The 12272-nt window shown below is 60.9% G+C and carries 10 protein-coding genes; 8 read left to right on the top strand and 2 right to left on the bottom strand.

The window, feature by feature from the left end:
- Positions 1-1003, bottom strand: a 1003-nt coding sequence (locus N5D53_RS19835) for a low specificity L-threonine aldolase (RefSeq protein WP_279840630.1), incomplete at its 3' end; no start/stop codon positions are given.
- 324 nt (positions 1004-1327) lie between these two features.
- Here N5D53_RS19835 and N5D53_RS19840 point away from each other — a divergent pair.
- The 7 genes from N5D53_RS19840 (at position 1328) to fdhA (ending at position 10382) form a co-directional block, all read left to right on the top strand.
- Positions 1328-2581, top strand: a complete 1254-nt coding sequence (locus tag N5D53_RS19840) for a serine hydroxymethyltransferase (protein ID WP_003255681.1) — start codon at positions 1328-1330, stop codon at positions 2579-2581.
- Between the two features lie 15 nt (positions 2582-2596).
- On the top strand, positions 2597-3847 hold the full coding sequence (locus tag N5D53_RS19845) for a sarcosine oxidase subunit beta family protein (protein ID WP_003255680.1): 1251 nt from the start codon (positions 2597-2599) through the stop codon (positions 3845-3847).
- A 14-nt stretch (positions 3848-3861) separates the two neighbouring features.
- Complete coding sequence (locus N5D53_RS19850) at positions 3862-4197, top strand: sarcosine oxidase subunit delta (protein ID WP_010951682.1); 336 nt, start codon at positions 3862-3864, stop codon at positions 4195-4197.
- Positions 4194-7208 (top strand): sarcosine oxidase subunit alpha, encoded by a 3015-nt coding sequence (locus N5D53_RS19855; protein ID WP_104960630.1) that lies wholly within the window; start codon positions 4194-4196, stop codon positions 7206-7208. The genes N5D53_RS19850 and N5D53_RS19855 overlap by 4 nt, the downstream gene beginning before the upstream one ends.
- Before the next feature lie 170 nt (positions 7209-7378).
- Positions 7379-8011, top strand: a complete 633-nt coding sequence (gene soxG, locus N5D53_RS19860) for a sarcosine oxidase subunit gamma family protein (protein WP_014589391.1) — start codon at positions 7379-7381, stop codon at positions 8009-8011.
- Positions 8012-8022: 11 nt separating this feature from the next.
- Positions 8023-8880, top strand: coding sequence for a formyltetrahydrofolate deformylase (purU, locus tag N5D53_RS19865; protein ID WP_003255675.1), 858 nt, complete (start codon positions 8023-8025; stop codon positions 8878-8880).
- Between the two features lie 302 nt (positions 8881-9182).
- Entirely contained in the window at positions 9183-10382 is a 1200-nt protein-coding gene (gene fdhA, locus N5D53_RS19870) for a formaldehyde dehydrogenase, glutathione-independent (RefSeq protein ID WP_011953256.1), read from the top strand.
- Positions 10383-10542: 160 nt separating this feature from the next.
- Here fdhA and N5D53_RS19875 read toward each other — a convergent pair whose 3' ends face one another.
- Complete coding sequence (locus tag N5D53_RS19875; RefSeq protein ID WP_223843568.1) at positions 10543-11502, bottom strand: RHS repeat-associated core domain-containing protein; 960 nt, start codon at positions 11500-11502, stop codon at positions 10543-10545.
- Positions 11503-11677: 175 nt separating this feature from the next.
- On the opposite strand from N5D53_RS19875, the gene N5D53_RS19880 reads away from it, so the two are divergent.
- Positions 11678-12253, top strand: coding sequence for a DUF2780 domain-containing protein (locus tag N5D53_RS19880; protein WP_064490905.1), 576 nt, complete (start codon positions 11678-11680; stop codon positions 12251-12253).
- Positions 12254-12272 lie beyond the last annotated feature (19 nt).

Genomic DNA, 12272 nt, shown 5'->3' on the forward strand with positions numbered 1-12272 from the left:
CTCGCACCCGCGCTTCTTCGGTATCCCACGAGCACATGAAGCGCGCGCCACCGCTGCCGATAAAGGTATAGAAGCGCCAGCCCTTGCCTCGCAGCGCCTCGATGGCGTGCTCTGGCATTTGCAGGAACACCCCGTTGGCCTCCACCGGGAACATCAGCTCCACTCCCGGCAGGTCACTGACCAGCGATGCCAGCAGCTGCGCGCAATGATTGGCGTGGTTGCCATGGCGTAACCAGGCGCCATCTTCCAGCAGCCCGACCCAGGGCGCCGACAAGAAGCGCATTTTCGACGCCAGTTGCCCTGCCTGCTTGCAGCGATAATCGAAGTCTTCGGCCAGTTGGCGGTTGAAGAACAGAATTGCCTCGCCTACCGCCATGCCGTTCTTGGTGCCGCCAAAGCACAGCACATCCACACCGGCCTTCCAGGTCAGTTCGGCCGGGCTGCAGCCCAGGAAAGCACAGGCGTTGGTAAAGCGTGCGCCGTCCATGTGCAGGTTCAGGCCCAGCTCCTTGCAGGTGGCGCTGATCGCCTTCAGCTCGTCGGGGCGGTACACCGTGCCGACTTCGGTGGCCTGGGTAATGGTCACCACGCGCGGCTTGGGGTAGTGGATATCCTGGCGTTTGAGCGCCACTTCACGAATAGACTGTGGCGTCAGCTTGCCGTTGACGCTGGCCGCTGTCAGCAGCTTGGAGCCGTTGGAGAAAAACTCCGGTGCACCGCATTCGTCGGTTTCGACGTGGGCGGTCTCGGAGCAGATCACGCTGTGATAGCTCTGGCACAGCGATGCCAGGGCCAGGGAGTTGGCCGCGGTGCCGTTGAAGGCAAAGAACACCTCGCAGTCGGTTTCGAACAGATTGCGGAAGTACTCCGATGCACGCTCGGTCCACTGGTCGTCGCCGTAGGCGCGGTCGTGGCCGCGGTTGGCTTTCTCCATCGCCGCCCAGGCTTCGGGGCAGATACCGGAATAGTTGTCGCTGGCGAATTGTTGGCTCTTGTCTGTCATGGCACGGTCCTGTGAACGACGCAGATCAGCACTCTAAACCATCGATTCAGCACTTGCCTATACAACCCGCGCAGCGATTTCTGTTCATTACTGTGCCGGCCTCTTCGCGGGCGCGCCCGCTCCCACAATGGTCCTGCAAACGCCAATCACTGTGGGAGCGGGCGCGCCCGCGAAGGGGCCCGCATGGGCGGCACAAAGAGAATGTCGTAAACGCGCCATTGCAAGGCGTGCGCAGGCATCTGACCCGACCCCACCAGTCATAACATCGCCACAAAGGGCCACAGTGCCCCACGACAAAAAACGATCGCTGCCGGGAGATACACAATGTTCAGCAAGCAAGACCAGATCCAGGGTTACGACGATGCACTGCTGGCGGCGATGAATGCCGAAGAACAGCGCCAGGAAGATCACATCGAGCTGATCGCCTCGGAGAACTACACCAGCAAGCGCGTCATGCAGGCCCAAGGCAGCGGCCTGACCAACAAGTACGCCGAAGGCTACCCTGGCAAGCGTTACTACGGTGGCTGCGAGCACGTAGACAAGGTAGAAGCCCTGGCCATCGAGCGCGCCAAGCAGCTGTTCGGTGCCGACTACGCAAACGTCCAGCCGCACTCCGGCTCGTCGGCCAACGGCGCGGTCTACCTGGCCCTGCTGCAAGCCGGTGACACCATCCTGGGCATGAGCCTGGCCCACGGCGGTCACCTGACCCACGGCGCCAAGGTGTCGTCCTCGGGCAAGCTGTACAACGCAGTCCAGTACGGCATCGACACCAACACCGGCCTGATCGACTACGACGAAGTCGAGCGCCTGGCGGTCGAGCACAAACCGAAAATGATCGTTGCCGGTTTCTCGGCCTACTCCAAGACCCTCGACTTCCCACGCTTCCGCGCCATCGCCGACAAGGTGGGCGCACTGCTGTTCGTCGACATGGCCCACGTTGCCGGCCTGGTTGCCGCTGGCCTGTACCCGAACCCGATCCCGTTCGCCGACGTGGTCACCACCACTACCCACAAGACCCTGCGCGGTCCGCGTGGCGGCCTGATCCTGGCCAAGTCGAACGAAGAGATCGAGAAAAAGCTGAACGCCGCTGTATTCCCGGGTGCCCAGGGTGGCCCGCTGATGCACGTGATCGCTGCCAAGGCGGTGTGCTTCAAGGAAGCGCTGGAGCCTGGATTCAAGGCCTACCAGCAGCAAGTGATCGAAAACGCCCAGGCCATGGCCCAGGTGTTCATCGACCGTGGCTACGATGTGGTTTCCGGTGGCACCGACAACCACCTGTTCCTGGTCAGCCTGATCCGTCAGGGCCTGACTGGCAAAGACGCCGACGCCGCCCTGGGTCGTGCGCATATCACCGTCAACAAGAACGCCGTGCCGAACGACCCGCAGTCGCCGTTCGTCACTTCGGGCCTGCGTATCGGCACCCCGGCCGTCACCACCCGCGGCTTCAAGGTCGCCCAGTGTGTGGCATTGGCTGGCTGGATTTGCGACATCCTCGACAACCTCGGTGACGCAGACGTCGAAGCCGATGTGGCGAAGAACGTCGCGGCCCTGTGCGCAGATTTCCCTGTCTACCGCTGAGTGGAGTCACACACCATGCAACGTTACTCGGGCTTCGGCCTTTTCAAGCACTCCCTCAGCCACCACGAAAACTGGCAGCGCATGTGGCGCACGCCAACCCCTAAAAAGGTTTACGACGTGGTCATTGTCGGTGGTGGCGGCCATGGCCTGGCCACGGCCTACTACCTGGCCAAAGAGCACGGCATCACCAACGTCGCCGTGATCGAGAAGGGCTACCTGGGCGGCGGCAACACCGCCCGTAACACCACCATCGTGCGTTCCAACTACCTGTGGGACGAGTCGGCGCACCTGTACGAGCACGCCATGAAGCTGTGGGAGGGCCTGTCCCAGGACCTCAACTACAACGTGATGTTCTCCCAGCGCGGCGTTTACAACCTGTGCCACACCCTGCAGGACATGCGTGACTCCGAGCGTCGGGTCAGCGCCAACCGCCTCAACGGCGTGGATGGCGAGCTGCTGAACACTGCCCAGGTTGCGGCCGAAATCCCGTACCTGGACTGCTCGAAGAACACCCGCTACCCGATCCTCGGCGCCACCGTACAGCGCCGTGGCGGCGTTGCCCGTCACGATGCCGTGGCCTGGGGCTTCGCCCGCGCTGCCGACGCCCTGGGCGTCGACCTGATCCAGCAAACCGAAGTGATCGGCTTCCGCAAGGAAAACGGCGCGGTCATCGGTGTGGAAACCAACAAAGGCTTCATCGGCGCCAAGCGCGTCGGCGTGGTCACCGCCGGTAACTCCGGGCACATGGCCAAGCTGGCCGGCTTCCGCCTGCCGCTGGAATCGCACCCGCTGCAAGCGCTGGTATCCGAGCCGATCAAGCCGATCATCGACAGCGTGATCATGTCCAACGCCGTACACGGCTACATCAGCCAGTCCGACAAAGGCGACCTGGTGATCGGTGCCGGTATCGACGGCTGGGTCGGCTACGGCCAGCGCGGTTCGTACCCGGTGATCGAGCACACCCTGCAGGCCATCGTCGAGATGTTCCCCAACCTGTCGCGTGTTCGCATGAACCGCCAGTGGGGCGGCATCGTAGACACTTCGCCGGACGCTTGCCCGATCATCACCAAAACCCCGGTCAAGAACATGTTCTTCAACTGCGGTTGGGGTACTGGCGGCTTCAAGGCGACCCCGGGTTCGGGCAACGTCTTCGCCGCGAGCCTGGCCAAGGGCGAAATGCACCCACTGGCCGCGCCGTTCTCCATGGACCGTTTCTACAACGGCGCACTGATCGACGAACACGGCGCCGCCGCCGTCGCCCACTAACCGGAGACACCGTCATGTTGCATATTTTCTGTCCCCACTGCGGCGAGCTGCGCTCCGAAGAAGAGTTCCACGCCTCTGGCCAGGCGCACATCGCCCGCCCGCTGGACCCTAACGCCTGCTCCGACGAGGAGTGGGGTACCTACATGTTCTACCGTGACAACCCGCGCGGTATTCACCATGAACTGTGGGACCACGTTGCCGGCTGCCGCCAGTACTTCAACGTCACCCGTGACACCGTGACCTACGAAATTCTGGAAACCTACAAGATTGGCGAGAAGCCGCAAGTGACCGCCAGCGGCAAAGCCACCAGCGCCGCGTCGACCGTCAAAGGCCAAGGGGAAAAAGTATGAGCCAGACCTATCGCCTCGCCAGCGGCGGCCGTATCGACCGCAGCAAGGTCCTGAACTTCACCTTCAACGGCAAGACCTACCAGGGTTATGCCGGTGACAGCCTGGCCGCCGCGTTGCTGGCCAACGGCGTCGACATTGTCGGCCGTAGCTTCAAGTATTCGCGCCCACGCGGCATCATCGCCGCCGGTACCGAAGAGCCGAACGCCATCCTGCAGATCGGCTCCAGCGAAGCTACCCAGATCCCCAACGTGCGCGCCACCCAACAGGCACTGTACGCGGGCCTTGTCGCCACCAGCACCAACGGCTGGCCGAACGTCAACAACGACGTCATGGGCATCCTCGGCAAGGTTGGCGGCAGCATGATGCCGCCGGGCTTCTACTACAAAACCTTCATGTACCCCAAATCGTTCTGGATGACTTACGAGAAGTACATCCGTAAAGCCGCCGGCCTGGGCCGTGCGCCGCTGCAGAACGATCCTGACAGCTACGACTACATGAACCGGCACTGCGACGTGCTGATCGTCGGCGCCGGCCCTGCTGGCCTGGCTGCCGCACTGGCCGCTGCGCGTAGCGGTGCCCGCGTGATCCTGGCTGACGAGCAGGAAGAGTTCGGCGGCAGCCTGCTCGACACCCGCGAAACCCTCGACGGCAAGCCTGCTGCCGACTGGGTCAACGCCGTGGTCAAAGAGCTGGAAGGCCTGCCGGAAGTGACCCTGCTGCCACGTGCCACGGTCAACGGCTACCACGACCATAACTTCCTGACCATTCACGAGCGCCTCACCGACCACCTCGGCGACCGCGCCCCGATTGGCCAGGTTCGCCACCGCGTGCACCGCGTTCGCGCCAAGCGCGTGGTACTGGCTGCCGGCGCCCACGAGCGCCCGCTGGTGTACGGCAACAACGACGTGCCGGGCAACATGCTGGCCGGTGCTGTTTCCACCTATGTTCGCCGCTATGGCGTGGCGCCGGGCCGCAAGCTGGTACTGTCGACCAACAACGACCACGCCTATCGCGCCGCGCTGGACTGGCACGACGCAGGCCTGCAAGTGGTCGCCATCGCCGACGCCCGCCACAACCCACGTGGCTCGCTGGTTGAAGAAGCGCGTGCCAAAGGCATTCGCATCCTCACCTCCAGCGCCGTGGTCGAGGCCAAAGGCAGCAAGCACGTCACCGGCGCCCGTGTGGCGGCGATCGATGTGCAGGCGCACAAAGTCACCAGCCCAGGCGAAGTCCTCGAGTGCGACCTGATCGCGTCCTCGGGCGGTTACAGCCCGATCGTGCACCTGGCTTCGCACTTGGGCGGTCGCCCGGTATGGCGTGACGATATCCTTGGCTTCGTGCCGGGCGATGCGCCGCAGAAGCGTGAGTGCGTCGGTGGTATCAACGGCGTGTATGCCTTGGGCGATGTGATTGCCGATGGCTTCGAAGGCGGCGTCCGCGCAGCCACCGAGGCCGGTTTCAAGGCCACTGTCGGCACCCTGCCAAAAACCGTGGCGCGCAAGGAAGAGGCCACCGTGGCACTGTTCCTGGTACCGCACGACAAAGGCACCAAGGGGCCGAAGCAGTTCGTCGACCAGCAGAACGACGTGACCGCAGCCGGTATCGAGCTGGCCACCCGTGAAGGCTTCGAGTCGGTCGAGCACGTGAAGCGCTACACCGCGCTGGGCTTCGGTACCGACCAGGGCAAACTGGGCAACATCAACGGCCTGGCCATCGCCGCCCGTTCGATCGGCATCACCATCCCGGAAATGGGTACCACCATGTTCCGCCCCAACTACACGCCGGTGACGTTCGGCGCGGTAGCGGGCCGTCACTGTGGTCACCTGTTCGAGCCTGTGCGCTTCACTGCCCTGCATGCCTGGCACGTGAAGAACGGCGCCGAGTTCGAAGACGTCGGCCAGTGGAAGCGCCCGTGGTACTTCCCGAAAGCCGGCGAAGACATCCATGCTGCCGTCACGCGTGAATGCAAGGCCGTGCGCGACAGCGTGGGCCTGCTGGACGCCTCGACCCTGGGCAAGATCGATATCCAGGGCCCGGACGCGCGCGAATTCCTCAACCGCATCTACACCAACGCCTGGACCAAGCTCGACGTGGGCAAGGCCCGCTACGGCCTGATGTGCAAGGAAGACGGCATGGTCTTCGACGACGGCGTAACCGCCTGCGTCGGCGACAACCACTTCATCATGACCACCACCACCGGCGGCGCTGCTCGCGTGCTGCAGTGGATGGAGCTGTATCACCAGACCGAATGGCCAGAGCTGAAGGTGTACTTCACTTCGGTCACCGACCACTGGGCCACCATGACCCTGTCCGGCCCTAACAGCCGCAAGCTGCTGAGCGAGCTGACCGACATCGACATGGACAAGGAAGCCTTCCCGTTCATGACCTGGAAGGAAGGCAACGTCGGTGGCGTGCCGGCCCGCGTGTTCCGTATCTCGTTCACCGGCGAGCTGTCGTACGAAGTGAACGTGCAGGCCAACTACGCGATGGGCGTGCTGGAACAGATCATCGAGGCCGGCAAGAAGTACAACCTGACCCCGTACGGCACCGAGACCATGCACGTACTGCGTGCAGAGAAGGGCTTCATCATCGTTGGCCAGGACACCGATGGTTCGATGAACCCGGACGACCTGAACATGAGCTGGTGCGTTGGCCGCAACAAGCCGTTCTCGTGGATCGGCCTGCGTGGCATGAACCGCGAAGACTGCGTACGTGAGAACCGCAAGCAGCTGGTGGGCCTGAAGCCGGTCGACCCGACCAAGTGGCTGCCGGAAGGCGCCCAGCTGGTGTTCGACCCGAAACAGCCGATCCCGATGGACATGGTCGGCCACGTCACCTCCAGCTACGCGTCCAACTCCCTGGGCTACTCGTTCGCCATGGGTGTGGTCAAAGGCGGCCTCAAGCGCATGGGCGAGCGTGTCTACTCGCCGCAGGCGGATGGCAGCGTGATCGAGGCGGAAATCGTGTCTTCGGTGTTCTTCGATCCGAAGGGTGAGCGGCAGAACGTCTAAGGCCCCCGGTCCAACCGGTGCCAGGCGTGGAATGAGGTCTCTGTGGGAGCGGGCGTGCCCGCGAAGAGGGCGGTGAATTCAACATCGCATTCGCGGGCATGCCCGCTCCCACAGGATGGCCGTCTCCCGCAGGCATCGTGGTCGAATCCAGAATTCAAGGCAGGTAAGAAATGAGCGCTATCAACGTCTTCCAGCAAAACCCCGGCGCCGAGGCCAAAGCCCAGTCGCCACTGCACCATGCCGACCTGGCCAGCCTGGTAGGCAAAGGCCGCAAGAACGCAGGCGTGACCCTGCGTGAACGCAAGTTCCTCGGCCACCTCACCCTGCGCGGTGATGGCCACAACCCGGAATTCGCCGCCGGCGTGCACAAGGCCCTTGGCCTGGAGCTGCCCGTGGCGCTGACCGTGGTCGCCAACAAGGACATGTCGCTGCAATGGGTCGGCCCAGATGAGTGGCTGCTGATCGTGCCCGGCGGTCAGGAGCTGGCAGTCGAGCAAAAGCTGCGCGCGGCCCTTGAAGGCCAGCATATTCAGGTCGTCAATGTCAGTGGCGGGCAAAGCCTGCTGGAACTGCGTGGCCCGAACGTGCGCGACGTGCTGATGAAATCCACCAGCTATGATGTTCACCCGAACAACTTCCCGGTGGGCAAGGCCGTGGGCACCGTGTTCGCCAAGTCGCAACTGGTGATCCGCCGCACTGCAGAAGACACCTGGGAGCTGGTGATTCGCCGCAGCTTCGCCGATTACTGGTGGCTGTGGCTGCAGGACGCTTCTGCCGAATACGGCCTGAGCATCGAAGCCTAAGGAGCAAGAACATGAGTCGGGCACCGGATACCTGGATTCTCACCGCCGACTGCCCGAGCATGCTCGGCACCGTCGACGTGGTGACGCGTTACCTCTTCGAGCAGCGCTGCTACGTGACGGAGCACCACTCCTTCGATGACCGGCAGTCGGGACGCTTCTTCATTCGCGTCGAGTTCCGTCAGCCGGACGATTTTGACGAGGCGGGCTTCCGGGCCGGCCTCGCAGAGCGCAGCGAAGCGTTCGGCATGGCTTTCGAGCTGACCGCACCCAACCACCGCCCCAAGGTGGTGATCATGGTGTCCAAGGCCGACCATTGCCTGAATGACCTGCTGTATCGCCAGCGTATTGGCCAACTGGGTATGGATGTGGTGGCCGTGGTGTCGAACCACCCGGACCTCGAACCCTTGGCGCATTGGCACAAGATTCCTTATTACCACTTCGCCCTCGACCCCAAGGACAAGCCTGGGCAAGAGCGCAAGGTGCTGCAGGTGATCGAGGAGACTGGTGCTGAGCTGGTCATTCTTGCCCGCTATATGCAGGTACTGTCGCCCGAACTTTGCCGCCGTCTGGATGGTTGGGCGATCAATATTCACCACTCGCTGTTGCCGGGTTTCAAGGGCGCCAAGCCTTATCACCAGGCGTACAACAAGGGCGTGAAAATGGTCGGTGCCACGGCGCACTACATCAACAACGACCTGGATGAAGGGCCGATCATTGCCCAGGGTGTCGAGGTGGTGGATCACAGCCACTATCCCGAAGACCTGATTGCCAAAGGGCGGGATATCGAATGCCTGACATTGGCGCGCGCGGTGGGTTATCACATCGAGCGGCGGGTATTCCTGAACGCCAACCGGACTGTCGTTCTGTAATAACCAGTACCGGCCTCTTCGCGGCTAAAGCCGCTCCTACAGGTACAGCACAGCCCTCGGGTTGGTGCGGTCCCCCGTAGGAGCGGCTTTAGCCGCGAAGAGGCCAGCACAGGCCGCCTCTCTGTTTGCCCATACTCCCCAGCGACACCCCTGCCGCTAAAAGGCATCTCCCTGTCGCTTCCAGTCAGTGCGTTCGGCCCCATCCGGCCCACAATTCCCTGCATTCCAGTAGTACATGCCGCCCACGGATGGCGGCGCTTCAACCAACGCTGCATAAATAATAATCAAGCGAGGTACAAGCAATGTCTGGCAATCGTGGAGTGGTATATCTCGGCGCCGGCAAGGTCGAAGTGCAACACATCGACTACCCGAAAATGCAGGACCCGCGCGGCAAGAAAATCGAACACGGCGTCATCCTGAAGGTGGTCTCCACCAACATCTGCGGTTCTGACCAGCACATGGTCCGTGGCCGCACCACTGCCCAGGTCGGCCTGGTTCTGGGCCACGAAATCACCGGTGAAATCGTCGAGAAGGGCCGCGACGTCGAGCGCATGCAGATCGGCGACCTGGTATCAGTCCCGTTCAACGTCGCCTGCGGCCGCTGCCGCTCCTGCAAAGAGATGCACACCGGTGTCTGCCTCACTGTAAACCCGGCCCGTGCCGGCGGTGCCTACGGCTACGTCGACATGGGCGACTGGACCGGCGGCCAGGCCGAATACGTGCTGGTGCCCTACGCCGACTTCAACCTGCTGAAGCTGCCTGAGCGCGACAAGGCCATGGAAAAGATCCGTGACCTGACCTGCCTGTCCGACATCCTGCCCACCGGCTACCACGGTGCCGTAACCGCTGGCGTTGGCCCAGGCAGCACTGTCTACGTTGCTGGTGCCGGCCCGGTCGGCCTGGCCGCCGCGGCCTCGGCGCGCCTGCTGGGCGCCGCCTGCGTGATCGTCGGTGACCTCAACCCGGCCCGTCTGGCCCACGCCAAGTCGCAAGGCTTCGAAGTGGTCGACCTGTCCAAGGACACCCCGCTGCACGAGCAGATCGTCGACATCCTCGGCGAGCCGGAAGTGGACTGCGCCGTCGACGCCGTCGGCTTCGAGGCCCGTGGCCATGGCCACGAAGGTGCCAAGCACGAGGCCCCGGCCACCGTGCTGAACTCGCTGATGCAAGTGACCCGCGTGGCCGGCAACATCGGTATCCCGGGCCTGTACGTGACCGAAGACCCAGGCGCGGTGGATGCTGCAGCCAAGATCGGCGCGCTGAGCATCCGCTTTGGCCTGGGCTGGGCCAAGTCGCACAGCTTCCACACCGGCCAGACCCCGACCATGAAATACAACCGCCAGTTGATGCAGGCGATCATGTGGGACCGCATCAACATTGCTGAGGTTGTAGGTGTGCAGGTGATCAACCTGGATCAGGCGCCGGAAGGGTATGGCGAGTTTGATGCGGGTGTGCCTAAGAAGTTTGTGATCGACCCGCACAAGATGTGGGGTGCTGCGTAAAAAGCAGTTGTCTGACAAGAGCCCCTCAATTTGAGGGGCTTTTTTATATATAACTGATCAAAGTCCGCACTGGCGCACTGTAGATGCAGCCTTGCGCTGCGAAAGGGCCGCTGCCTTAAGTGTTGCACGCTCTCATTGATAATGGTTTGACATGAGTTTGCTAGTCGTACTTATCTGTTCGTTTGCTGTTGAACCAAAAGTGGCTTGGCGTGGATGCGGTGCTTCGAATGTTTCTATTTTGTTGCGCACCCTGCGAAGGCTTCCAGTATTCTACATCTTTTGCAATTTTATCTAATTCGATTGAATGCTCTTTTATTAGATCTTTCGATTGCTTCAAATAGGGGATTTGGTCATTACTGATATCTTCGAGGGTTTTTTCATGCTTGGCGGCATAGGCCTTATCTTTTCCTGATAGTGTTTGGCTGGGTTTTGAAGGCATTTTATTGATTAAATTTCTATTCCTATATAATCTATAAATATCAAGATTTCCTTCTTCGTCAAATGGGTCGAGTAGTCCCATCTCTTTGCGCTCGTTGTTGAAGTCGGTGGCAGACTTATTGTAATTATTGATACGTTCAATTTTTTTGGCTTTTCGTCCAAAAAGATTTTTAAATGACTTAGATAGATTGAATGCCTTGTGCCCAGATGGATCGATATTGTTGATAGGGTCGTTCAAACAATATGCATAAGGATTCAATCCTCCGACCTCAAAGGGGCTAAGTGTGTCAGGGCTAGTAAATCGCCGTAGTCTTGGGTTGTATGTTCGATAGCCATTGCCCAATACATATCCTTGGAGAACCCTATCGAAGCGCTGTCCGCTGAATGCGAGTAATGTTGACAGGCTGTCGCTTTCAATATAGCCATAGGGTGAATATTTCATCGAGCCATGGCCTATGCCGAGTACGGAGTTAGCTCGATCTACCGACATTATTTTGGCTGTCTGTGCTTGATCTAATTGCGCCAGTTTTATGTTTTGTTCTGCTACTATCCGACCACTGTAATTTGTAGATATGAAGCTTGCTAAGTTACGATTTTTATAAAAGAATGTGATCCCGTCCTCCGTTATTCTTGGCTGCTCATTTGTACATGACGCCGCCGGCGCTATTGTCTCGTTACTCACGTTGCTCGTCATTTTCTGATGCCTCTGAGACGATTTGAGATTCTCAATCTGCGCTAATGTGCATAGGGTCACAACTGGCAAATTTGTCAGGTGACAGGCAGTTCGGAACAAACCCTGTAACAATCAGTCAAAGCAATCGTTTACTTGGCCATCCCGGCCAACGAGGTCCCTTCCGATGAAAGCAATCACCCTGGCAACCCTGATGACCCTGGCTGCAAGCCCGGTGTTCGCCTTCAACCTCAGCGACGCCGCCAACGCCGTGTCCGCCATGCAGAACCAGCAACAGCAGGGCCAGGTACAGGCACCCGAAGCGCAGGCCAATCTGCTCAACACCCTGGGCAGCCAGCTGAACATCACCCCCGAACAGGCGGTAGGCGGAGCAGGAGCCATGCTGGGGCTGGCGCGCAACAACCTTAGCAGCGATGACTATGGGCAACTGACCAAGGCGGTGCCGGGCCTGGACCTGCTGGCCGGTGCAAATGCGCTGGGCGGGTTGAGTGGTTTGGGGGATTTGCTCGGCAAGAACAGCGAGAGCCAGTCAGCGCTGAGCAACGCACTGGGCAACAACGTGGAAAACCGTAGCGACCTGGACAATGCGTTCAAGGCGCTGGGGATGGATACCGGGATGATCGGGCAGTTTGCGCCACTGATTCTGCAGTATCTGGGGCAGCAGGGCATTGCCGGGTCGTTGTTGCAGAATCTGGGGAGTTTGTGGACTACCCCAGCGCCATTGGCCCAGCCTTCGGTCTGAGGATTCTAGCGACAGCCCT

The organism is Pseudomonas sp. GD03862 (genome assembly GCF_029840855.1).
GTDB lineage: Bacteria > Pseudomonadota > Gammaproteobacteria > Pseudomonadales > Pseudomonadaceae > Aquipseudomonas > Aquipseudomonas alloputida.